Here is a 25,021-nt window from a genome sequence, read left to right on the forward strand (position 1 = left end):
AGCGCTAAAGCGCTCACTACGAACTTACCATCCAACCCAAGCTATGCTTACACAAGCTAAACGAAATTGTTATACCTTACTTATAATTGGCTGTATCAGCCTTTCATTCTCTCTGCTGAGTGTGAGTCAGGGATGGGGACAAGAATCTGTTGATAAAGAGACTTCCTTATATATCGAACAATTAAAAAATGATGATGATTGGCGCAAGCGCAGTCAAGCGGCTTCGGCTTTGGGAGAAATTCGTTCAGAAACGGCTATTCCAGCGTTAATTACATCCCTAAAAACTGAGCAAGATGAAGTGGTTCGCCTCAGAGCAACTTTTGCCTTAATCAAGATTGGTTCACCTGCTATTCCCAGCTTAATCGAAACCCTGAAACATGAAAACGTATCGGCTCGTTATAGTGCGACTTTTGCCCTAAGTCAAATGGGTTCGCTGGCTTTTCCCAGCCTGACTGAAGCCTTACAGAGTCAGAATGAACTTATTCGCACTAATTCAGCTTCGGCTATCGCTAAAATTGCTGAACATCGCCAAGATAAGGCAGAAAGTCTATCGATGTCTAATTTAGTGCAAGCTATCTCTAATTTAGAACAGGCTCAAAATCGTATCACTTCTTTCCAAAATATTGAGACTACCATCAATCCAATTCAATCAGGCTTTAAACAGGAAGACATTGATACGATACGAGACTCTCTAACTATTCTGAAGGCTGAACGGCGCGATCGCATTCGATCTCAAGTCTTTAATATAGTCTTTATCACTCTCGCCTCACTATCAATCATCGGTGGTATAATTATTTGGCGTCGCCCTGACTTGATCTTGCGGTTCAGTCGAGTTCTTGTCCAATCGAGAGAACAGAAAGAAAGATTTGATTACTTTCGCTCACAAGTCCAGCAATTCTTCCAACACGCAGGCGCAACCACCAGCCGTCAAGGGAAACGTAGTCTCAAGCTTACCTCGATTCCAGGTAGACTAAACTCCTATACGCCTTTACCGATCATGCTAACCCTTGACCAACCTGTTGACGAAGACGTAACTGAGTTAGTCAAACAATCTAGCCAATTAACGGGCAATTCTCACCAAAAAGCTGCTATTCTGTTGTATCGAGAACCACCAGATACCCTGTTCCGAATGCGGATGGCGGAAGTTAGGCTGCGCGACCATTTTATCCTGATTCCGATTCCTTTTGCCGCGATTGAACAGGCGTTATTAGATGGTAGCACAGCTTCGGGACTTTTAGCCCAATATACAGACCGCTATTTACCAGGTGCTGACTTATTTGATGATCGGAATGCTATTGGCGATACTCTCTCGTTTTTTGGTCGTGTCGAACTTCTCAACCGTCTGGAAGAAGAACTGCGTCGCAACCAAGGAATTGGTCTTTTTGGCTTACGCAAATCTGGCAAAACCTCCATTCTCCTACAATTAAGTTTTGCCATGCGCCAGCATCCCGTGGTTCATATTGACCTGCAACGCTATAGCGGAAAACAGCGTTATGGGGCTGAATTACTCAATCAAGTCTTACAACAACTAATCAAGTTAGTTAATGAACACCATCCTCAATCAAAGGGTACTGACTTAAGCTGGGTTCGTAGTAGGCACTTTAGTGCTAGAAGCGCTAAAGCGCTGACTACAAACTCTGTCAGAATCGCTAAAGCGCTGACTACAAACTTTAAACCATTTTCCCAAGATAGCCCCGCGCCTGATTTAATCTCTGAATTCACCCAGCGCATCAATACCTTATCCCCCTTACTCCAAGCCGCCGGATATCACCTCCCGATTCTCTGCTTCTTAGATGAAATTGAACGGATTATTCCGACAAAAACTGACCCAAAAGAACGAACCGAAGAATTCAACGCTTGTTTCGGGGTGCTGCGGGTATTAAGTCAGGAACAGCGCCAACTCTCCTTACTGGTGGCTGATGTTCATGCGGACTGTAATCGGATTAACCAATGGCAACAACCGGATGTACCCACAAATCCAGTGTTTAGCTTTTTTAAAGAATACTTTGTCTCTCCGTTTTCCCAATCTGAGACAACCCGAATGTTAACCGATATCGGTGAACTGATGGGCGTAACCTTTGATCAAGCCACTCAAATCGCCATACATCGAGAAAGTGGCGGACATCCCTTTATTGCCAGACAATTGGCAAGTTTACTCTGTAAAAAAGTCGCCCCGGAAAATAAGGGCGAAATTAACCTATCCGCCGCTCAACGCTATCTGAATAAACCCTTTACCTATTCAGGTGTACTCAAAGATTACTTTGGACAAAATATCTGGGCAGATTTAGACAAGCGTCATTTTACCTGTGCGATCGCGCTGCTGCAACTCCTCACCTGTAACCAAGAAACTCAGCCGCAGATAACCGAGGAAGCCTTGTTTGCCAGACTCAACCCCGAATTCACCCAAAGCCAATGTCTAGACGCCTTACTCTGGTTAGAAGCCGTGGGATTAATCCATCGAGATGCGATCGCGGACAAGGATTACTATCAGTTACAGGTTCCCCTTCTATCACGCTGGCTACGGATGCAAATGAAACCCGAAGAAATTCAACAATGGCAGCTACAATAATATCATTCTTTTACCCATTGGGAAAACCACAAATGACAAATGACGAATAACAATCGCCCCTTCGATAACTTTAGACTCGCTATCTCGAAACCCGACTACTTTTTCGGACGTCAGGAACTCCTCGCCAACGTCATGCGATCGCCCTTTCAAGTGAGAATCATTCTCGGTGGGCGTCGCTTAGGTAAAACTAGCACGTTAAACACCATTCAATGGACGCTTCTCAACCGAAATAGCCGTGCTTTTCCTGTCCTCTTTAATTTACAACAAGAACAACCCGAAAGTCTAGATAACTTCCGATATTTGCTCATCCTCCGATTACAAGAAGCGCTTATACAAAAGCAAACCCAATCGTCAAACGCCGAGTCTCGATTAGGCTTGAGACGAACCTATCGCCGCTTACTCAGACAGTTTTCCGGTGGCGAAATTGGCATATCTGGATTTAAATTAAATGTTACCAATCCCCATCAAGAACGGCGTTTAATTCACGAAGACTTCCGCCAAAATTTATTAAAAATCATTAAACACCTGCAAAAGCACAACCTTGAAGGCATTTGCTTTCTCTTAGATGGCGCAGAATTTATTGTCCGCCAAGAGTGGGCAAATGATGCTTGGAGTTATCTGCGGGGATTAAAAGACACCGACACTGCTATCAACCCTTTCTTAGGATTCTGTTTCTCTGGCTATCGTGACTTGAAAGATTATCAGCAACGAGTAGGTTCTCCGCTGCTGAATATTGCCGATGTAGAATGGTTAGGGACATTAACCGAATCCGACACGCGATCGCTAATTATTCAACGCCGTCAAAATGAAGGTGTTCCTCTCACCGAATCGGGATATAATACGATTCTAGATTGGGCTGGATATCATCCCTATCTTACCCAACAACTCATTAATGAGATTTTCGATGATTATCAGATGAAAAAATCCCGTTCTACTGAGAGTTTTATGCTGCATCAACAACGAAAACATGACCGCGATTTTTCCGCTTGGTGGGATGAAGATCAACGATCTTATGGTTTTAGTCAGGTAGAACAAACCGTTTATCGTACCCTCGTTCAACAGCGAGAAGGAACGGCTGAGACGTTAGCAGAACAAGCGCAATTGAGCTTTGGACAAGTTGCGGATGCGTTGGAAGTTTTGACCGGAACGGGTGTGATTCGCCAGTTAAATGATGAGCGATACACGATGGGTTCAAAACTCTTTGAGGAATGGGTGGTACGGGAGAGACGTTAATTCAGCAGCCCCTAATTCTTCGATAAAGTCAATTAAGATTTTATCATCAAAAACACTCCCACAGCAATCATTATACAGCCTGCACTCATATTTATTCCTTTTCTTATTCTAGAACTGATCAGTAATCTCGCTCTATCCGCCATGAATGCATAACCGAGTTTAACACCGCCTACAGCTACTGTAGTAATCGCGATAATGATGATAGTATCAAGATAAGAGATTTGGGAAATATCAATAAAAGCTGGGAAAAACCCCAGATAAAATAAGGTTGCTTTTTGATCGGCTAATGTAATAGATAGTCCTGCGATAAAACTAGACAGCCAAGAAGATTCCATAACGGCGGCTGTCTCCACTTTATTCACTTTTGCCCGACATAACCCTATTCCCAACCAAATAAGATAAGCGCCACCCAGGTACTTGATCAGGAAAAATAAGCCTCCTATTTTTGCCGCCAGCAGTGATAAACCCCAAATGGCAATGATAATGAATATGATGTCACCGACTACTATTCCTAGGGTGGTGAAAACACCATGAATAAAGCCAGATGTAGCGGATCGGGTGGAGACAGTCAATACACTGACACTGGGAATAGAAGCCCGAACAACCATCGCGCTGAATAATGCAACAATGGTGCTAAAGGTCATACTGCTTTGCATAACAATTACAGCGCTTTTGGTAGTAAGTGAGGTACACAGACAGATCCCCGACTTCTCAAAGAAGTCGGGGATCTTGCTTAGAAGACTGATAAAGGGCACGATAGTGTCGTGCCCCTACCCAATCAATCTTAATCAGTTAAGCCCGATTTAGGGTGACTGATTGAGAAACGCCTCGATCGCGTCGGCGGCGAGATGGCTAATCGGCTTACCTTGACTCGCGGCGGCGTCTTTGAGACGGCTGTAAAGATCATCGTTGAGGGAAATCCGATGTCGGGTTTTCTGGGTAGGTTTGGCAAAGACGTAATTGGCAGAATACTCCCGAATCGCATCAAAACCCACGCGATCGCAAAAATCCCCGAAACTTTCCCCAAGTTCGCGCTGTTGCTTGAATTGCATCAACATAGGTTCGAGGAAGGATTCGAGTTCCTCAATCGGCAGTTTTTCGATATAGGCTCGTGCTAACCTTGTCTGATCCGGTGAACCTCCTAACCAAATTTCGTATTTTCCTGGCGCACTCCCGACAAATCCTAATTCTGCCATGTAAGGTCTGGCACATCCATTAGGACATCCAGTCATGCGGATGACAAAATGCTCATCCTTTAACCCCAACTTGTCCAACAGCACCCGAATCCGCTCGGTAATACTCGGAATTACCCGTTCTGATTCAGTAATGGCTAAGCCACAGGTGGGTAGGGCTGGGCAAGCCATGGAATAGCGGACTAAGGGTTCGATACCCTCTGGGGTGATTTGCACCCCGTGTTGGTTGAGAATCTGTTCAATGGTTTGCTGCTGGTCCTTTTCAATCTCATAAAGAATGGCATTGTGGTTGGGTGTCATCCTCATGGGTAAGTCAAATTGCTTGACAATTTCCCGTAGGGCTGTTTTGAGTCGGAAATTGCCCTCATCTTTAACTCGCCCATTCTCAATGGAAATGCCTAAAAATAGCTTACCGTCTCCTTGCTCGTTCCATCCCAGATAGTCTTTATATTTAAAGGCGGGGAGGGGTTTGTAGGCGGCTAGGGGTTTACCAAAGTACTCCTCAACCTTAGCGCGGAACTTATCAACGCCCCAATCATTGATCAGGTACTTCATCCGGGCATGACGACGACTCACGCGATCGCCATAGTCTCGCTGAGTTGCCACAATGGCTTTGATTAAGTCGAAGATATCATCTTTTGCCACATAGCCAATGGGGTCAGCCATACGGGCAAAGGTTTCTTCTTTATTATGGGTGCGTCCTAAACCACCACCGGCGAGAACATTGAATCCTTCAAGTTCTCCCTGCTGATTCATCATCACCACCAAGCTAACGTCTTGGGTGTAGAGGTCAACCGAGTTATCGCCCGGAACGGTAACACTACACTTAAACTTACGGGGCATATAATGTTCCCCATAAATCGGTTCTTCTTTATCCGGGAATATCGTACCGTTGCCATTACGCTGACGCGCCGCTTTCACCTCTGGGGCTTCTTCGGCGCTAATTGCCTTTTCCCCATCCAGCCAAATTTCATAATAAGCGCCCGTCTGAGGGGTTAATAAATCGGCAATTTTATCGGCATACTCCCAGGCATATTGGTAATCAGGACGAGTCTTGAACGGGGCGGGAGGTGCCATGACATTGCGGTTTAAATCCCCGCAAGCGCCAAGGGTTGAACCCATATTGCGGACAATGGCGGCGATGGTTGCCTTTAAGTTCTTTTTGAGAATGCCGTGAAGCTGAAAACCTTGGCGAGTGGTGACTCGCATGGTATGGTTCCCGTATTCATCGGAGAGTTGATCGAGTGTCAGATAAAGTTGGGGGGGGATAAACCCGCCGGGAGAACGGGTTCGCAGCATGAACTGATAGTCTTTTTCTTGCCCTTTAATCCGGTTATCGCGGTTGTCTTGCTGGTAGGAACCGTGAAATTTAAGAATTTGTACCGCATCGCCACTGAAGTGGGTGGTGTCTTCCAGCAACTCGCTGGCTACGGGTTCGCGTAAGAAGTTACTGCGTTCTTTTATGCCTTCAAGCTTAGACGTTTTCTGTACAGAGGGATTCTGAGATACAACCATGGATGCTATAAGTCCGAACGGATCAGCTATATTACCGTAAATCTATCGGGATTACGTTGAATATTTTGATCCTAATACCTGGGTCATCGGTGTGGGCGCGACTTTGATATAAATTAAGATTGCTGTCTTTGCTGGCGGTTCCTGTGCGATCGCAAATAAGATGCTAGTCTAGCACACGCTTGTCCGGAAGACCTACTGAAAGTTGGTGGGTAATGCCCCCCTACGGTATATCAAGTTTCTCAATCTCTTTTCTACTCAGTCCTGTGACTTCTGTGATGGTGTCAAGATCAGTCCCTTTTTGTTTTAGTTTTCTCGCTACGTTAATCTTTTCTTGCTGTTTGCCCTCCTCAATTCCCTCCAATCTTCCCTCTGAGCGCGAACCTTCAATCATGCTAACTTCATAGCGCCGATTTTCCATAAATCTCAGGTAGTTCGCTCTTTCTTCTTCACTCAAGCTATCGACGAGTAAATTTTCCTTCGCTTCCGCTAACCCTTGGGCTGTAAATTCCTCTTTGATTTGGCTCTTTTTCAGGAAATATATCCATTCATCTAAGGGAGTCTTCGCTACCTCGTTAAAGTTGTTGACTTTAATCACATAATACTCCGGAAAAATCTCATATACCTCTTGGATATTAAACAACTTCTGCTGGTTTATTGATAGCCCCAACCTGTCCTCTAGATGCAACCCCCGAAAATCTAATATCCCTTTATAAATATAATCCTCCCCCTGCCCCAGAGAAAAGTAAACGACATTGACTGAATAAACTTTTTTGAGTTTACCGTAAGCTTCTCCTTTTTCCAGAAAATCCGTAATTAATCTCGATGTGCCGTAGAGCATCCGATGAAAATAATCTTGCTCTGTATTATTTTGCACTTCAATCAGAATTAATTCACCCTGGTCATTTTCTGCCAGAATATCGACTCGATTCAGCTTGTCATCCTCGGTTTGTTGATTGCTTTCACCTTCGAGGATTGATTGAATCTTGATGGATTTCCCCAATAACTCGCTGAGAAACCCAGCCAAAACACCATAATTCGCTTTGTTTCTCAGTAATTTTTTAATCGCCCAATCAAATCGGATGTGTGTTTGGGGCATAAGGGCATCAATGGAAACGTTTACCTAATATATTTTGGCAGATTTTCGCCCTCATGATTCAAGATAAGCTGATCAATTCCTTCCGCCTGTTGACGTTGGGGTAGTTCCCCTGAATACCCTTTTTAACTAACGCTGCAAGTAAGTGCGATCGCATAATCGTTTAAGGATACCTGTTCACTACACTCTATCTTGGTGCTAAACGTTAAAAAAGAGAACTCTAAGCGGCACCCTTGAAAATGCCGCTCGCTCAAAAGAAATCAGGGCTTCTTCGGGTTCAGTTAACACTAAGGGGTAATGCTGTACCCCTACTCCTAAATCCAAATATCAGACGTAGCATCCCCGCCGGGATAGCGCATCTCATGGGCGCGGGCGGGTCCGTTGGGTTCTTGACCAAAATCGATGTACAAGTCTGGATTAATTGAGAGTCCGCCTTTTTGGGTATCGCAATCTATTTGGATTAGATAGGAACCTTTTTGGGCGATATCCGGATAAAACTGATTATCCCAACTGCTAAATAAAGAGTTCGTGGCATAGAGGCGTTTGCCATCTAAACTCAATTGCAGCATTTGCGGTCCTCCCACCCATTGATGTCCGTTAACAGGGGCGGCTTTCCCCAAGACTCCACCACACCAAACTTGTCCGGTTAACTTCGGTTTAGACGGATTACGGATATCATATTGGCGAATATCACCGTGCAACCAGTTGGCAAAATAAAGATAGCGATCATCTAGGGACAAAAGTATATCACTAATCAACGAAGGTACAGGAAAAGACCATCCCTCAACTTCCACAGGCGGCACATCAACCACCTTACTTACTTGCCACTCGCCTTTATTTTTATGCCAATGCCAAATATTACTACTCAGCGCCGCGCCGACGTAGCCGTGAGTGCTACCGGGATTGTGGTGAAAGCGGACTTCTAGGGGAATTAAACCCTCTTCACCCAAGTCTACCGTTTGAATAATATTGTGGGTTTCCCAATCCCAGAAGTTAAGCTGTTGACCATATTTACCCGCCGCCACATCATTCAAGTCAAACCCCGGATAAAAGGTGTTTGGGGCTGCCCATTCGCTGCTCACCATAATATTATGGCGGGGTTGATACCAGAAGTCGTAATTGTACTTCATCCCCTCCGCTTGATGTTCCCAGCGACCGGCAATGTCAAAGTTTTCATCCAATAGCAGAAAACCACCCGGACCATTCCCTTCACTGTCACCTAGCATGGAGATCATCACCTGACTATTTGCCAGACAATGAACAGTATGGGGCGCACTCAGATTGGTTTTGGCTTTGATTTCTTCGGCTTCGATAACCTTGTGCAGTTTGGGGGCTTTGGGTTCCGCTGTATCCACAATATAAATCCGACTGGAACGGATTCCAGGGATAACTAGAAAGCGGCGGGATTTGTTACTATCATCGTGGCAGGAACTGCAAGCATTCCAGCCGAAGTGGTGCAATTCATCGCCAATGTAGGGCATGGGTAGGCGATGAATCACCTGGGAGTAGGTGGGGGAAGTGGGATCAACATCAATCGTGGCTAAGTAGTCCGGTTCTTCAATTCCCGTTCCCGTATAGAGGGCGATGGTATAGAGAACCGTTTCCCGGTCTGCTTTCATTGCTGCTTCAGGGGAAGCGTAACCGGGTCCACAACAGGCATGGGTCATAGGAAAAAGTTTGATTGTTGATTTTTGATTTTATCCGATATTTGGCTGCAATTTTCTCAATTAACAAGAACTATTTGTTTGTTCACAAGCGCCAATACTCACCCAGGTACTGGCACCATCTGACCAATGTTCTTTTTTCCAGATGGGGGCGTTATGTTTCAAGGTATCAATGGCATATTTACAGGCAGCAAAGGCTTCTGAACGATGGGGACAGCCTACAGCAACTAAGACGCTAATTTCGCCAATTTGTAGGCGTCCGATGCGATGGTGAATGACGACGCGATTGACGTCAGTCCAAGTTTGTCGAATGTCTTGGGCAATGGTGGCAAATACGCGCAATGCCATGGGTTCGTAGGCTTGATATTCCAGTGACACAACGGGTTTGCCGTCAGTTTGGTTGCGGACGGTGCCACTCATGACGACGACTGCACCATTGGCGGGATCGTCGGCGAGGGTATAGGCATCGGCGAGGGATAGGGGGGCAAAGGTTATGGCAAAGTTATCATGGGTTTGCGGTTTTTGGGGAGAGGCTATAGACATGGTTACTTTGGGGGTTAACAACGGTAGATGGAGAATATTTTATTTGTACCGCACAGGTGCAGGGAGATTCACCCTTGTGGTCAACACAAATGACTGACAACCTTGGCAGTAGCGATCGCGCGCTTACTTAACTTAATGGTACGGCTGTCGCCGAAAAGCCCAAACAACCACGTACCCGTAATAAACCTTCAGCCTTGGAACCCTGGAGCCTTGGAGCCTTTCTCTATATGAGTCCTGGCAGAAAGGTAGCAAGCAGCGAAGCGGTTTGAGCAGGACACAGGGAACAGGGAATCGGCAACCGACAGAAAACTCATAGGTCTATTGTGCTTCTTAGATCCACAACAGCTTATACAATGACCAAAGGATGCCTTAAGCGATGCTAAGCGTGATATAACGATTTGAGGATGGTAGCACTGTGAAGGGCTGCGGTGAGTTTGGGGGAATCAATAATAAGCTGTAGACTAATTTAGCTGATCTCTCGATGACCTATTGATAATTGTGCTTAACAATGACTAACTTATGCGACATCTCCTCCAATACTCATTCTCTTATGTCCAATCTGTTGTTTAACAGCTCTATCCCAGGGTTTTAATGGAAACCTATCTAAATCATCCCACCTTTGGTTTACTTTTTCGTGTTTGCATGGTTGAAGAGAACCAGGAACTGTTCACCACTCTCTACGCCCAGCGCCTATTTTTTTTGGTGACGACTGGCTCGAATGGTTTGGCGTTTGAACCGATTAGTCGGTCAGATGCTCGCCATTTAGTGGAAAATCGTCTCCGCATTCTCCGTCGTATGGGTGCATCCAAAGATTTTGAGCAGCTTCAGAAAATTCATAAGCAAACGTTCCAATGAGCATTAGCCGTTGATTTTTGGATGATTCACTCTCTCTCGTGACTCCCTTATTGCTCATCTCAAATCATGACAGGCTCAATTACAGAACGTATTGCTCAGATTCGCCAACAGCTACCGCCAGACGTGCGGTTAATTGCTGTGACTAAACGAGTGTCGGTAAAGGCAATACGCGAAGCCTATCAGGCTGGCGTGCGAGATTTTGGCGAGAGTCAAGTTCAAGAGGCGGCGGCTAAACAGGAAGAACTTCAAGATTTGCCTGACATTACCTGGCATTTGATCGGACATCTTCAGAGCAATAAGGCGAAAAAAGCCTTAACTCAATTTCAGTGGATTCATTCGTGTGACAGCCTCAAGTTAGCCCAGCGACTGAATCAATTCGCCTCTGAGTTCGCCGTCAGCCCCCAAATCTGTCTCCAGGTCAAAATTATGCCTGATCCCAATAAGTATGGTTGGACGATACCGGAATTGCTCTCGACTCTACCTGAACTGGATCAGTGTAAAGCGTTGCAAATTAAAGGATTAATGACGATTCCACCTTTTGGATTGTCCTCCCAGGAAACTCTGGGTGTCTTTGAGCGGACTCGTGATCTGGCTAATGAAATTGGACAGCAAAATTGGTCGAATTTGCGAATGCAGCAGCTTTCTATGGGAATGTCAGAGGATTATGCCCTAGCGGTTCAAGCGGGTGCAACGATGGTAAGACTAGGGCGTACTATTTTTGGTGAACGTGGGGATTAAGTAGGCGAGGAATGGAGTGATTAATCAGCATCATGAGTAAGCAACTGCTGTATAGTGCCAAAATAACTCTTATGATAAGTATTGTCTTGTGAGTAATTCCTGAGTATGTTCGCCCCTATGGGCATAGAACTACCCGTTTGACTAGAAGCGGGTGTATACTAAGGGCTTACTTTTAACAAGCTCCGGTGGTAGGAAATGTTAAGCGATCGCGGGGTAAGCTAGCCGTTTGCTTGGAGTTTCGGTCTCAACCCGCAAGAGTTAAAGACTTATACCTCAACGAGGGTCGATTCTAGCGCTTCCCCCGACAAATCCTAAAGTTGTGATGGAGAGTAAATCCAATGAACAATATTTTTAACAAGCTGCGAGATTTTGTGGTTGGTCCTAATGATCCCGAATATGAGTATGAATACGAGGATGTGGATGGAGAGACGTATCAAAATCTCTATCAGCAAGAACCACCTATGCCAGCGCCGGCTGAGGAAGAACGTCCTCCTCGACGCCGGGTTCGGGAACGAACCGTTGTAGGATCGGATTCAGGAATGGGAGCGGTAAACATGAATAATGTGATTGGTATGCCGGGAGCGGTAAACGGTATTTCGGAAGTCGCCGTCATCGAGCCACGTTCGTTTGAAGAAATGCCCCAGGTGATTCAAGCCCTGAGAGAGCGCAAGTCTGTGGTTTTAAATCTAACCATGATGGACCCAGATCAAGCTCAACGAGCCGTGGATTTTGTCGCGGGCGGAACGTATGCGATTGACGGTCATCAAGAGCGTATTGGTGAGAGTATTTTCCTGTTTACACCAAGTTGTGTGCAGGTTAGCACTCAATCAGGTGTAATTCACGAAGTTTCTGAACCAACTCGTGCGTCACGTTCAACGCCTCCTCCGAGTTGGACATCTGAGCCGGAGCGGATGGCTCAGTAATCTAATTAAAATTGTCGAGAATCGAATGTCCGTTCATTCAAGGAAGGGTGGGTGTCTATCAAGCTTGGCATAATCGGCGGTGGGGTAATGGGAGAAGCGATCTTATCTCGCCTAATCGCTCAGCAAGTTTATCGCCCTGATGATGTGCTGGTCAGTGATCCCCAAGCACAGCGACGAGAGATGTTAAGGCAACTGTATGGGGTGAGAGTGACCTCTGATAACGGGGCGGCGGCGGAAGCGCTTGAGGTTTTACTATTGGCAGTTAAACCTCAAGCGCTTCAGGCGGTAGCGAGTAGCTTGGTGTCGAAATGGGGCGCTACCCCTCCCCAGAAAGAGAACCTGCCTCTAGTAATTTCGATTTTAGCGGGTGTGTCTATCAGGAAACTTGAAGCCGTATTTGAGCATCAGCCAGTCATTCGGGCGATGCCAAATACGCCAGCAACTGTAGGAGCAGGAATAAGCGCGATCGCACCAGGAAAAACCGTCACCCCGAAGCACCTGGAGGGGGCAAAAACCATTTTTGGCGCGGTGGGCGACGTGGTAGAGGTGTCGGAATCCTTAATGGATGCGGTAACCGGATTATCGGGATCGGGACCTGCTTATGTGGCAATGATGATTGAAGCCTTAGCCGATGGGGGTGTAGCCGCCGGACTACCGAGAGCGATCGCGTCTAAATTAGCTCTTTCTACGGTATGGGGAACCGCACAACTGTTGCAGGATAAACAAATCCACCCCGCTCAACTTAAAGATCAAGTGACGAGTCCGGGTGGCACTACAATTGCTGGAATTGCTGAATTGGAGCGTGCCGGTTTTCGTTCAGCACTTATAGAAGCCGTACAAGCCGCTTATCGGCGCTCTCAACAATTGGGTCAATAGGAATCGTCATTTGTCATACTCGCTCCCGAAAAGAAGCAAGCTAAGTCATTCGTCATACTTGCTCTTCGAGAAGCAAGCTAAGTCATTCGTCATTTATTTTATAGACGATGCCGCCTCAGTATTCTTGGATCATTCCCATCTATAACGAAGAAGAAACCCTCCGGGAAATGTATCGTCGGATCAGTGATGTCGCCGATCGCATGGATGGGCTTGTAGAATTCATTTTAATTAATGATGGCAGTCGCGATCGCTCAGTACAGATTATCCGAGAACTTCACCAGCAAGATAAGCGAGTCTGTTATCTGAGTTTGGCACGCAACTTTGGGCATCAGATTGCTGTAACGGCAGGTCTGAATTTTGCCCGGGGTCAGGTTATTGTTGTCCTAGATGCGGATTTGCAAGACCCACCCGAGTTAATCCCAGATATGGTGGAAAAGTGGCGACAAGGCTATCAAGTGGTTTATGCTCAGCGCATTAAACGTCGTCAGGAACGTGTGTTTAAGCGCTTCACCGCTTATGTATTTTATCGTCTACTCAAGTCTCTCGCCGAGGTGGATATTCCCACAGATACCGGTGATTTTTGTTTAATGGATCGGCAAATCGTTGATCTGCTCAATGCCATGCCAGAACAAAACCGCTACATTCGAGGCTTGCGATCGTGGGTGGGTTTTCGGCAAACCGCTATTCGGTTTGAACGTGATCCCCGTTTTGCTGGGGACGTTAAATACACATTTCGTAAATCCTTGGCGTTAGCGGTGAACAGTTTAGTCTCATTCTCTAAAGTACCGTTACGACTGTCCACCTATCTCGGATTGCTGTCGGCGGCGTTAGCTTTATTCATGTCGGTGTTAGTCCTGTACTGGCGTTTAGCCTCACCTAATTCTCCCTTAACAGGATTTGCCACGATCGCGATCGCCATTTTCTTTCTGGGATCAGTTCAGCTTATCAGTATTGGCATATTAGGCGAATATATTGGACGAATTTATGAAGAGGTCAAAGCCCGACCCCTTTACACCTTAGCAGAAGTTGGTGGTTTCCCTGAGCAATCTAGATACCCAACCCGTTAATTTTGTCAACACTCTAGACTCAATAAACATTCAAATTGAGTATGCCCAGAAGTTTGTCGGCTGTTATTAGCTTGGTGTCAATACCTTGTATCTATTTACTGTGTTGAGAACTATTTAAGTCGTCATTAGTCGAATGGGTTGCCATCGGACTTCTAGCTATTTCTCCCCTTCAGGTACTCTATGCCCAAGAAGCACGGCAGTACAGCCTCTAGACCGTGACTGTATTATTATCAAGCTGGGCATTGCTACGAGCCATGCGCCTGTTATCCTACGGTTGCCCAGCAATTCTATCCCTGGTTAGTCACGGTCTACAAGATAGAAAATTAAGACTATTGGTTTAATTCGTGAACGGAATCATCAATATGCTGGCTGGCTTACCTTTACTCTCATTATTGCTTCTATTTCTAATTTTTCAGCATCCAGGTCAAGACGGGCGGGGTTCTGTCTTATCCGCAACGATTGTCTGGGGAGTTTTGATCACGCTATTGACTGAGACGTTGAGTCTATTTAGAGTCTTGACATTTAGTTCAGTGTTGGTCTTGTGGCTGATTACAGATATCACACTCTTGTTTATCTATTATCGACTGGTTAAGAGAGGGAAGCGATCGCTAAATTTCCCTGAACGCCCCAAACTCACCCCAGTCTCGCTGGTTTTGCTGGGCGGTGTCGTCTGTATCGTGGCGACAGTGGGTTTAATTGCTGTGGTAGCGCCGCCGAATAATTGGGATTCTATGACCTATCACATGGCGCGGGTGGTTCATTGGATACAAAATCGCAGTGTTGCCCATTATCCCACCTACTATTCGGCTCAATTAGTTCACCCCCCATTTACCGAATTTGTGATCATGCACTTACAGATTCTCAGTCGGGGCGATCGCTTGGCTAATTTAGTGCAATGGTTGAGTATGGTTGGCAGCATTATTGGTGTATCCCTAGTTGCTAAACAACTGGGTGCAGATCAACGGGGACAAATTTTTGCGGCGATTTTCTGCGCTACGATTCCTATGGGCATCCTGCAAGCGTCCAGCACTCAAAATGACTATGCTGTCGCTTTTTGGCTAGTTTGTCTTGCCCATTATATTCTGTTGGCATTGCCCGAAAAAAAGATTCCGCTTCCCTTAGTTTTAAGTATTGGCGCTAGCTTAGGACTGGCTGTTTTTACCAAGAGTTCAGGCTATATCTATGCCTTTCCTTTAATGGTTTGGTTTTTCCTGGCGAAACTGAACCGCTTACGCTGGAAACTATGGAAACCAATAGGTATCATTACTCTTATCTTCTTAAGCCTGAACTTTGGTCATTATTCACGCAACCTTGATTTATATGGAAACCCTATATCGGTAGCTGAATATTCAGCCGACTATAAAATAGAAGTGTACAGCCTGCCGACCTGGATTTCAAATATTATCCGGAATCTTTCTCTCCATGTTGATATCATTAGATACCTAGGACTACAGGATTTTATTACGCCGATTACTGGGATCAGCCACAAATTAATCAGTATAATTCATTCAGTGTTGGGCATTGACATGAATGAGCCGCGAACAACCTGGCCCCTAAATTCCTATACAGTTCCGGGTCTATCCTTTGATGAAAATGTTGCCGGCAATCCCCTGCATCTATTACTCATTGCTTTAGCAATTATAGTTTTTGCATTTAACAAGGAATTGAGGACAAAAAACAATGTAATTGGTTATGTATTGGCATTGATTGGTGGCTTTTTACTCCTTTGTTGGATGCTGAAAATCCAACCTTATCAAAGTCGCCACCATCTTTCAATCTTTGTCCTATTTTCGCCTTTTGTCGGTTTAGTTTTTAACAAAAGCTGGAATCGTCATGTTTTAATGATTATGGCTGTGATTATGCTCGTAGCATCAATTCCCTTTATGGTTAATAATAAATACCGACCGATTGCTGCCGAGCAAAATATATTTAATACCAGCCGCAATGAACTGTACTTTACTAATCGTAAACATCTCAAAGAACCCTATTTCGCGACTGTTGATTTTCTCAAAAAACAAAACTGTGAAACGATTGGGTTATCTCTAGGAGGTACACCTATACCATCGGGGACGTATTGGGAATATCCATTTTGGGTACTTTTTCAGGAAAATAATCCTCAAACTATTCGGGTTGAGCATATTTTACATCCAGATAATCGCTCTCAGGCAAAATCGAAGATATATCCCCACAATAATTTTAATCCCTGTGCCATTATTGCGGTTAGAAGTAGTAAAGAGGAACCCGTTAAAGAAATGGTGGTTCAGAGTAGTAATTATGTCAGCGCTTGGTCAGCTAACTCAGACCAGATAAATGTGTTAATTAAAGAGAGGGGAGAGGTAAAATAATTGGTAATTTCCAACTTATAAAAAAGGTCAGTTTTTGTTGATATGTTATTGGTGAGATAGGGCGGGTTTTGTTGTTCATTGATTTCAGCAATAGCTGACTTTAGTTCCTAAACCCGCCCCTACAGTTGCCCCTTCGCTTCCCTAAAGGGCAGGCTAATGACAAAGATGCGATGGTGCAAGCCCCTGCGCCTTCAGCCGGGGGAGTGTCAATGATTACTGGATCGATACTCTAGGGCGTAGTACTATCAGGATGAGTGTTGCCCTGTCTTTCCCAGATACCCTGTGATTACCAACTCCGTTGATGCAATTCTTAACCGCGCCCTAGCTGGTGAAGACATTTCTCCAGATGATGGCGTTATTCTCCTCCAGCAAACTGAATCGGTTGCTGTGACAGCGATTCAGGAAACGGCTGACCAATTGCGCCATCACCAAGCAGGCGATCGCGTCACCTACGTGATTAACCGTAATATCAACTTTACCAATATTTGTACTCAGCACTGTAGTTTCTGTGCCTTCCGCCGCGATGCGGGTACAGAGGGGGCGTATTGGCTAGATTGGGGGCAAATTCTGGAAAAGACAGGGGATGCGGTACAACGGGGGGCGACGGAAATTTGTATGCAGGGGGGTTTAAACCCAGAGGCAAAAATTAATGGTGCGGCTTTACCCTATTATCTGGAATTGGTGCAAACCATCAAGCAAGCATTTCCCCAACTGCATCTCCATGCCTTCTCCCCCCAGGAAGTCCAATTTATCGCTGAACAAGATGGATTGAGTTATGCTGAGGTCATTGCCGCACTACAAGACGCTGGGGTTGGTTCAATGCCAGGAACAGCAGCTGAGGTTTTAGATGATGAGGTGCGGCGCATCCTTTGTCCGCAAAAGACGAATACGGCAACCTGGTTAGAAATTGTGGGAACGGCACATCGATTGGGAATGCCCACAACCAGCACGATGCTTTCGGGTCATATTGAAACCAAGCAACAACAAATGGGGCATTTAGCCAAGCTGCGATCGCTCCAGCAAAGAACTCGCGCTCAACGCTACTCCGGCTATATCACTGAGTTTATTCTACTGCCGTTTATCGGTCAAGATGCCCCTAAACCGCTACGTCAGCGTGTGGGGCGAGATCAACCGATTCTCAAGGATGCTTTGTTATTAACGGCTGTGGCGCGAATTTTCTTGGGCAATTGGATTTCCAACCATCAACCAAGCTGGGTGAAATTAGGTCTTGCTGGTGCGAAAGAAGCGCTCAGATGGGGCTGTAATGACATTGGCGGCACGTTAATGGAAGAACATATCACCACCATGGCAGGAGCTCAAGGGGGAACCTGTATGGAAGTAGAGACGCTTCAGGAAGCGATTCGTTCGCTAGGGCGTCCCTACCAGCAACGAGATACGCTTTATCGACCTGTGCTACAGTCGTTTTCCGTGGCATAAATAGGGTTTATTCAAGGTAATCCCGTTACAATTTTTTATAAGCTTGACATCAATGTTGCGTTCTATCATGTCTAGGAAGAGCGAAGCGTGACGCTTGCGCGATAGCGAAAGCGAAGCGGTAGCGAGGAACGAGCGTCGGAACGAGCGTCAGAATCTGGGCAGATGCTTCGCGTCACTCCGTTTCACTGCGTTTTGCTCAGCATGACAGATTCTACCTTAGACTGCAACTTGGTATAAGTCGTTACACCAGCAAAGTTGTCAAGCTCCGCGATCGCGCTATTTTGGCAAGTGCTACATGGGTACGATTTTTGAGCTATTAAGCTGAGGGCGACCCGATCCAATTGAGTGGAATAGTGTTGTCCATTGATGCAAGCGGGTCGCCCCTACAGGGGATTGTATTAATAAACTATTGCCGCAACTTTTTCAGTGTCTTGATGACTTCCTGAGATGACTTCATATCCCCATTTTCATAAAACAGTTTCGCGGCTTTCTGAAAATCTGCAATTGCCCGTGGCTTATCACCCAGACGACGGTAAGCAAATCCCCGACAAGTCAACGCTGTGGCGTCATTTTGATTATGCTGCAAGACGTAATTAAACGCTTTAATTGCGCCGTGGAAGTCTCCCTGATTCAACTTTTCCACACCTCGCTCATGGTATTCTTGAGGAGTTAGTTCATCTGTCGCCACGGATACGACTTCCAGGGATAACGGAGTTGTCAGGGAGAGCGTTTTGACCGTTTCTAAATCCGCGATCGCACCTTGGTAATCCCCCATCGCCGAACGTACGGTACTGCGTTGGTTATACGCCTCTTTCTGATTAGGATCGAGACTTAAAACCTGATTATACGCATTCAGCGCCTCTTGATAATCGCCTAGTTGATAGCGTAAATTCCCTTGAACCATCAACCCTTGAATCAGTTTTGATTCATTATCCTCAACGGCGTCTGGTTCTTCGTTTAACGTATTAGCAATCTGTTGGAAAAATGCCTTCGCCGCCACGGGTTCTAGGCGCATCGCTTGGTCAAAATCCTCAATACTTGACCAATTTTCTCCCAACTGCAACCGCACATAACCGCGATTTAGATAAGCTTGAGCATCATTGGGATTCAATTCCAAGACGTGGTTAAAATCCGCGATCGCCTCCTGATACGCCCCCAAAGCGATTTGATTCATCCCCCGGTTAAAATAAGCCGCCGCTAGATTCGGATTAATCCCTAAAGCGCGATCGCAATCGGCTATGGCGTCTTCATACTCTTCCAGTTCAAACCGGGCAATTCCTCGATTCAGATACCCTTCAGCGAGATTGGGATTAATCCGAATCACTTGATCACAATCCGCGATCGCGCCAGTATAGTCTTCTAATGTCAACCGCAGCATACTGCGATTTAGATAACCCTTATCATAATTTACGTCAATTTGCAAGGCTTGATTATAATCCTGCATCGCGCCCCAGCGATCATTAAGCTGAGCCAGAATCAAACCGCGATCGCTGTAAACTTCAGCATAATTAGGATTAATCCGTAGCACCTCATCGAAGTCTCCAATCGCCCCCAAAGCATCTCCCTGACAATAATGACTCATCGCACGATAACGATAAGCCTCCGCCAAATCAGGATTAATCCGTAAGGCTTGGTTAAACGCCGCGATCGCACGCCGATAGTCCTTTTGCTGAAACCACGCCAATCCTTGGTTAAAAAAGTTGTCGGCTTCAGCTTGCACAGTCTCTATCCCAGTAGAAGGTTTCCCGGATACTTGAGAATTCCCTGATATCATAGTCTCGTCCTGCTGATGCTTGTCGCTACTCATGTCCGTCAACCGAACAGTTTCTCCTTTTCTTGTTTCGCAGGTGCGATCGCCTCATCCGGATTTGTCATTTGTCATACTCGCTTTCCGAAAAGAAGCAAGCTACGTCATTTGCCCGGGAACAGAGAATAGGGAACAGACAGTATGATTTTATTCGAGTTTTCTAACACTAAGCGTTTGCCACTTTTCCACATCCTCCCCACTCCGAACAGGTTCCGGTGTGGAAATGGCTCTGACTTCATTAAAGAAAACTTGAGTATAGGGAATCACTAACTCTGTGGCTAATTTTTCTTTAACGGCTTGATCAAGATGCTGGTAAAGCAAACTTAAATGGGGACTGAGAACATAATCAGAGGGTTTAGCCGAGTTATGGCGCAACGTTTCTGAAACCTGAGTCAGAATTGCTGATGGTTTAAATTGTACAAATAATGTCTTGGTGTATAAATCGGTATAGCCAAGCTGTTCCATATCTAGCATAAACCCAGAAACGTTCTTTACGGCTGTTTCGATTAATTCATCAACCGATTCATCAGCCGTATAGTCCCCCGAATACATAGTGACATGAGGTTCAAAGTTGGGTGAATTATGGGCTTTGGAGAGAGAATTGATGATCTCTTGGAAAAATGGTCGATAAGCGGCTGACGGTATCAGCCAAAACGATATCTTAGTATTCAACACCACAAATCCTTACTTGTATCACGTCTTGTCGCATTATTCTCATTAGTCAAACTGTTCCCCGTTCCCTTTGAATTCATAACTCATCCTCAGAGAAATCTGACAAGTTCGGCGGAACCACAACCCGATCAACAGTAACTTTATGGCTTTCCCGTTCACTGTCTAAATCTACAGTAATCGCTTCAAATCGGATTTCTACTGTGCCAAAGGGTACAACTAACTGGGTTAATGCTTCTAATTCTCCCGCTTTATTTGGGCTTAAATCCATTAACCAACGAGGTCCATCTAACAGGGAGCGACTTTGGCGATCTTGAACCCATAATTTAACACCCAAGCGAGCCGAATGAGCGGTCACTTTAACTCGTACCAGTACAGGTTCCCCAGCCGCTAGTTCCTGAGTCGGGATAAACAGTTCTGGGGTGGGTAATGGTGTTTCTAAGTCAAGTTGAGCCATGTCAGCTGTTCTCAGGTGCGATCGTTGTGTCTCAATGGTTCTCGATCCAATTGGCTGAGACTCTGAGGGTTCACTCGCCTGGGGTTCATCCTCATCAACCACAATTTCTCGCTCCAGCAATTCCTCACGATTCAAGGGAGGATGATCGGGTTGGACAGGGGGTTCGAGTTTTGGGATATTCTCATGACTTAGACTCCCTACCTCCTCGGTGTCTTCATCCCACATCGATTCATCAAAGTCATTTAAAGGGGTGTCTTTCTCTGAGGATGGGGGGATTTCTTCGGGTTGAGCAAATAATGGATCAACTTCTGGCTCTGAGAGTCCCCCTTCCAACTCAACGAGGTTCTCGCTAGAAGGTAACTCGATTTTCAGCCATTCTGCCAAATCTGTATCTGTCATTAAAGCATTCAAACGCCCCCAGAATCGGTCATCCAGATTGAGTTGGGTAAAAGCATGATCGACAGCGAGAGGATCTGGATTTATGGGTGCAGCACTTGACATTGCGGCTGTTTTCCACTCAGATAGGTCTGGATTCGATATCTCCTCTTTCTGGAAAGATGAGGGTTCAGGATCGGGTGTTGATGTCCAAACATCGGATATCTCGGTTGACTCTATTGCAGTCTCCTCAGATGTTTCGGCTAACGCGGCGGGATTGTCCTCTAAGGGCTGTGTTTCGGGTTTTGAGGGTTCAGAGGAGTCCATCACAGTTTCCGTCTGCACTGATGCTTCAGAGAAAGCCTTGCTAGGAATAGGAATATCCTTGTTGGTTTCCCCGTCGGTTGTTTCCTGGATCGGAGACTCAGTGACGGATGAGTCTATGACAAAGTCTTCTGTCGTATCGTCAAGTGCTGAAGGCGTTGTTTCGGTTGTCTGTTTTTCGGCGGGTTCAACGGCTTGCGATCGCGCCTCGGTTTCTGGTTCTATTTTCTCAAGGGATTCAGATGCTTTTGCTGTTGTTAGTTTGGGCTGAGAAAACGTAGGCAGATCCAGGGATTTTGTTAACCCTGGCTGGTATTGGGGTTGGTAAAGCTGTGGGGGTAAAGGTTGATTGGCTGAGGGTTTGTAGATGAAAGGCTGACGGCTTGGCGGATTATCGATTAGCTCAAGAAATGTCTGATTCAGGGGAGTTGACTGTGACTTGGGGTTTGGGATAGAAACCACAGGAGTCGTGTCTTCAGATTTCATCCAACTTCCCGATTGAACAGCAACTAACAATTCATCTAAATCCACTGTCACGGTAAACGGTTGACTGGCTAATGCTGTCCCCGTTGATCTGTACAGGTTAACTTTTCCTAGTAATAAACAGGTTTTGCTGTCTGAGGGAATGTCTAAACTCTGGCTAAATGCTACAGGAAAGGTTGGTGTGGTGATGGGTGTTTGCACATCTACGACAACCTGTCCGGTTTGCGGATGACGTAATTCATAGTGTAGGATGCCCTGAAACTGATAAGTCTCACTCTGGACGGTTGACCTTGGGTCTAACTGATGCACATTTAACCGATCCACCTGTCCTGCGACAGTGAGGGATTCTCCCCGTTGTGACACGAAGGCTTCCTCCTCTAAGGTTAAAATTAATCCTTGCCAGGGGGTATCCTCCTGTGAGGGAAACTCAGATTCTGTGGTGATGGGAATGGGTAATTCTGAAGACTCAGATTCTTCAAACTCTTTAATCACAGGATCAAGTACCTGTTGCAACACTTGCTCTAGCACTTGCAGAGATTGATCCAAGATGGGATTGGAGAGAGGAGATGGGGAAGGGTTAGAGGTTTGAATGGGGATATCGGCTTCGGGAATCTCTAACTCAGGTAATGCTTCCGGGGGGGGAGAGGTGGCTTTTGTTTCTAAGGGTTTTGTTTCCTCCCCATCCCCATTTTTGCCATTCGTTGAGTGGGAAACGGAGTGATCTGTCTGTGTGTCAGAGGTTTCTGTCGCCGCGACAGGGGTTTGAGAGGGGATATAGGTTTGTGGTAATGCTACTATCTGAGCTAGGGTAGGCAGCTCAGTTAGCGAGGGGGATGGGGCGGGTTGGGCGATAGGGTGAGATGAGTCTGATGAACCATTATCTGCGATCGGGGATTCCTGTTGTTTGGCGTGAACCTCTTGTGTCTGTTGGCTATGGAGGGAAGCCATCAATGGTGGGTGAAGTTCCTCCGGATGCGTGGAGTCACTATTTACCGTTTCATGAGTGATATTATTTTCTTCTTCCTTGCATCCTTCTTTGAAGTCTCTGTCTTCTGCCTTGTTTAAAACTTCACGCGCTTTGGGTGCGACTGATAACTGTACCATTTCCTGCCAAGAATTGCCCAGAAAATCGGACATGATATCACCACAGCAGCGTAGTTCCCACAGACCAGGCTTAAGATAGGTAAAGGGAATAATCACCATTAACCCATCAGGGTTGGTACGGCGCGATCGCTTTTGATACCGTCGCTTGGGTGGTGTTTCAGTGGTATCGGTATGAGTCACGCAAATTTCTACGTCTGTATTGGCGCAACTTGAATGAGCCACCACCCGGTATCGACCCACCTCCAAGTCTAGCTTGGGGGATTTAATGGGTAGCCAAGTGCGATCGCCCTCTTTTTGGAGTAGAAATTCCCAATAGTCCATAATGGTTAACGATTCTTCATTAAGTTGTGAGTAGGTTATAGTGGGTCAAAATTTGGTTAACTCGTTCTCGACTCACCGCATCAGAATCATCAGCATGGTGAATCCACAACCCCTCTACTTGACTTTGATTGTAATCAAACCTCTGGGTCTTTTGGGATATTAGATCAACGTCTACTCCTTCCACTTGTCGTAAATGAGCAGCCACCTCTCGATAAACGGCTAAAGGTAATCTCGAACAAGATACATAGTATCGTAGTGATTCGTTTGCCACAGGTTGTACGTTTCAATCAATCGTTGACATTCTCCCCTATTAACCTTATCGGGTATGTGATGAATTTGTACTCCATTACAGATGCAAACCCCATACTATTCCCAGACAGATCACAAAGAGACGCGCTATGGCGCGTCTGTTCTGTCGCAGGTATGCCAACGATCACGCAGGTGGCGGTGGTAAGGAACCTGTAGAGGATTCGGCTTGTGCTGGAGTTCCCGCAGGTTCTTCACCAACTTGCCTAGCCACTTCTTGACCATATTGCTCCAGAACAACCACTGGCGTCGGACCACGATTCACCTCAATCCGCTTAACCAGGACTTGTCCGTTGGAAATCCTTTGTCCTTCTTTGACGTAACGACTCGGTTCATTGGGAACTTTGACAATAGCTTGAGGCACATTACCTACTTGGACTACACCCTTAACTTCCACTTGCCTAGCCAGTATAGGGTCTGGTAATTTGGGTAGTTCAGGAATGAAGGGAGGTGGCTCAGGAATCGGAGAGCCACTTGCTGTTTGGCTACCAGGTTTCCTCCCATTATCCCCATTGGCACTTGCTCCCCCATCCCCATTGGCACTCGCTCTCCCGGGTGGCGTGGGGGGTTTGGGTATGACATTGGGTCTATTTGGACTTGTTCCCCTTCCTCTGCTTTGATTACCACCCCCTGGGCGACCATCACCACCATTTGTCCCTCTCCTAACTTGAGGAGGCGAGGGGACTTGAGGAACGACAGGTACAGGTCTAGATCGCGCTTCTGCCTGTGGGTTAGGTGATACAGTTACGTCCGGTTGCAGGGTAAGCGTCTCAAAGGGATCAGTCCGTCCTTTTTCTACTTTTCTCACTTGCTCTTGGGGTGGCAGAGTTGTAATCAACTCTGATGCGGCTGGAGGTATCTGCTGCGCGTCTACATTAGGATTTGTAAAGGGAACTGCCTCCGGTGGACTTGGTGAGGGGCTTGGCGATGCCCCAGGCGTTGGCTCGGCTGGAACGTCGCCCACTTCTACACTATCTTCACCTTGACAACCTCCCATAGATAGGGCTAGTACTGTGATCAACCCAACTAATAATTTTTTATGCATGATATAGTCCCCCTATATTTTTCCAGAAGACACCACACAGAACACCCCAATTGGAAATAAATTTCAATTATTCTCTCTA

General features: G+C 46.1%; 19 protein-coding genes. 9 read left to right on the forward strand and 10 right to left on the reverse strand.

Annotated features, from left to right (window positions below):
- The first annotated feature begins 43 nt into the window (after positions 1 to 43).
- Both RID09_RS10390 and RID09_RS10395 read left to right on the forward strand, forming a co-directional pair.
- Positions 44 to 2,569 carry a HEAT repeat domain-containing protein gene (locus RID09_RS10390; protein ID WP_446335869.1) on the forward strand — a complete coding sequence of 842 codons (2,526 nt, stop codon included), beginning with the start codon at positions 44 to 46 and terminating at the stop codon, positions 2,567 to 2,569.
- Between the two features lie 39 nt (positions 2,570 to 2,608).
- A complete protein-coding gene (locus RID09_RS10395) occupies positions 2,609 to 3,802 on the forward strand; it encodes a helix-turn-helix domain-containing protein (protein WP_446335870.1) in 1,194 nt (397 codons plus the stop codon).
- A gap of 32 nt (positions 3,803 to 3,834) precedes the next feature.
- Here RID09_RS10395 and RID09_RS10400 read toward each other — a convergent pair whose 3' ends face one another.
- The 5 genes from RID09_RS10400 to RID09_RS10420 all read right to left on the reverse strand — a co-directional run bounded on the left by RID09_RS10400 (position 3,835) and on the right by RID09_RS10420 (position 9,810).
- Complete coding sequence (locus RID09_RS10400; RefSeq protein WP_446335871.1) at positions 3,835 to 4,446, reverse strand: LysE family translocator; 612 nt, start codon at positions 4,444 to 4,446, stop codon at positions 3,835 to 3,837.
- A gap of 159 nt (positions 4,447 to 4,605) precedes the next feature.
- Positions 4,606 to 6,510: a sulfite reductase, ferredoxin dependent gene (gene sir, locus RID09_RS10405; protein WP_446335872.1), complete on the reverse strand. Its 1,905-nt coding sequence runs from the start codon at positions 6,508 to 6,510 to the stop codon at positions 4,606 to 4,608.
- Positions 6,511 to 6,730: 220 nt separating this feature from the next.
- Positions 6,731 to 7,606, reverse strand: coding sequence for an Rpn family recombination-promoting nuclease/putative transposase (locus tag RID09_RS10410; protein WP_446335873.1), 876 nt, complete (start codon positions 7,604 to 7,606; stop codon positions 6,731 to 6,733).
- A 311-nt stretch (positions 7,607 to 7,917) separates the two neighbouring features.
- Entirely contained in the window at positions 7,918 to 9,270 is a 1,353-nt protein-coding gene (locus tag RID09_RS10415; protein WP_446335874.1) for a selenium-binding family protein, read from the reverse strand.
- A 60-nt stretch (positions 9,271 to 9,330) separates the two neighbouring features.
- On the reverse strand, positions 9,331 to 9,810 hold the full coding sequence (locus RID09_RS10420; RefSeq protein WP_446335875.1) for a molybdenum cofactor biosynthesis protein MoaE: 480 nt from the start codon (positions 9,808 to 9,810) through the stop codon (positions 9,331 to 9,333).
- A 591-nt stretch (positions 9,811 to 10,401) separates the two neighbouring features.
- On the opposite strand from RID09_RS10420, the gene pipX reads away from it, so the two are divergent.
- The 7 genes from pipX to cofH all read left to right on the forward strand — a co-directional run bounded on the left by pipX (position 10,402) and on the right by cofH (position 18,051).
- Positions 10,402 to 10,665, forward strand: a complete 264-nt coding sequence (gene pipX, locus RID09_RS10425) for a transcriptional coactivator PipX (RefSeq protein WP_446335876.1) — start codon at positions 10,402 to 10,404, stop codon at positions 10,663 to 10,665.
- 66 nt (positions 10,666 to 10,731) lie between these two features.
- A complete protein-coding gene (locus RID09_RS10430; RefSeq protein ID WP_446335877.1) occupies positions 10,732 to 11,403 on the forward strand; it encodes a YggS family pyridoxal phosphate-dependent enzyme in 672 nt (223 codons plus the stop codon).
- Between the two features lie 338 nt (positions 11,404 to 11,741).
- Positions 11,742 to 12,326 (forward strand): cell division protein SepF, encoded by a 585-nt coding sequence (locus tag RID09_RS10435; RefSeq protein WP_446335878.1) that lies wholly within the window; start codon positions 11,742 to 11,744, stop codon positions 12,324 to 12,326.
- Positions 12,327 to 12,377: 51 nt separating this feature from the next.
- The gene (gene proC / locus RID09_RS10440; RefSeq protein ID WP_446335879.1) at positions 12,378 to 13,202 is read left to right on the forward strand and encodes a pyrroline-5-carboxylate reductase; all 825 of its coding nucleotides are present in this window, start codon (positions 12,378 to 12,380) and stop codon (positions 13,200 to 13,202) included.
- A gap of 107 nt (positions 13,203 to 13,309) precedes the next feature.
- Complete coding sequence (locus RID09_RS10445) at positions 13,310 to 14,269, forward strand: glycosyltransferase family 2 protein (protein WP_446335880.1); 960 nt, start codon at positions 13,310 to 13,312, stop codon at positions 14,267 to 14,269.
- A gap of 344 nt (positions 14,270 to 14,613) precedes the next feature.
- A complete protein-coding gene (locus RID09_RS10450; protein WP_446335881.1) occupies positions 14,614 to 16,614 on the forward strand; it encodes an ArnT family glycosyltransferase in 2,001 nt (666 codons plus the stop codon).
- A 282-nt stretch (positions 16,615 to 16,896) separates the two neighbouring features.
- On the forward strand, positions 16,897 to 18,051 hold the full coding sequence (cofH, locus tag RID09_RS10455) for a 7,8-didemethyl-8-hydroxy-5-deazariboflavin synthase subunit CofH (RefSeq protein ID WP_446335882.1): 1,155 nt from the start codon (positions 16,897 to 16,899) through the stop codon (positions 18,049 to 18,051).
- A gap of 406 nt (positions 18,052 to 18,457) precedes the next feature.
- On the opposite strand, the gene RID09_RS10460 is transcribed toward cofH, so the two are convergent.
- The 5 genes from RID09_RS10460 to RID09_RS10480 all read right to left on the reverse strand — a co-directional run bounded on the left by RID09_RS10460 (position 18,458) and on the right by RID09_RS10480 (position 24,942).
- Complete coding sequence (locus RID09_RS10460; protein WP_446335883.1) at positions 18,458 to 19,858, reverse strand: tetratricopeptide repeat protein; 1,401 nt, start codon at positions 19,856 to 19,858, stop codon at positions 18,458 to 18,460.
- 147 nt (positions 19,859 to 20,005) lie between these two features.
- The gene (locus RID09_RS10465) at positions 20,006 to 20,533 is read right to left on the reverse strand and encodes a 2'-5' RNA ligase family protein (RefSeq protein WP_446335902.1); all 528 of its coding nucleotides are present in this window, start codon (positions 20,531 to 20,533) and stop codon (positions 20,006 to 20,008) included.
- Positions 20,534 to 20,606: 73 nt separating this feature from the next.
- The gene (locus RID09_RS10470) at positions 20,607 to 23,591 is read right to left on the reverse strand and encodes a hypothetical protein (RefSeq protein WP_446335884.1); all 2,985 of its coding nucleotides are present in this window, start codon (positions 23,589 to 23,591) and stop codon (positions 20,607 to 20,609) included.
- Positions 23,592 to 23,610: 19 nt separating this feature from the next.
- Positions 23,611 to 23,862: a hypothetical protein gene (locus tag RID09_RS10475; RefSeq protein ID WP_446335885.1), complete on the reverse strand. Its 252-nt coding sequence runs from the start codon at positions 23,860 to 23,862 to the stop codon at positions 23,611 to 23,613.
- Between the two features lie 162 nt (positions 23,863 to 24,024).
- Positions 24,025 to 24,942 carry a hypothetical protein gene (locus RID09_RS10480; protein WP_446335886.1) on the reverse strand — a complete coding sequence of 306 codons (918 nt, stop codon included), beginning with the start codon at positions 24,940 to 24,942 and terminating at the stop codon, positions 24,025 to 24,027.
- Positions 24,943 to 25,021: the final 79 nt, after the last annotated feature.

Origin of the sequence: Coleofasciculus sp. G1-WW12-02, from assembly GCF_040219735.1 — a bacterium.
Classification (GTDB): domain Bacteria; phylum Cyanobacteriota; class Cyanobacteriia; order Cyanobacteriales; family Coleofasciculaceae; genus Coleofasciculus.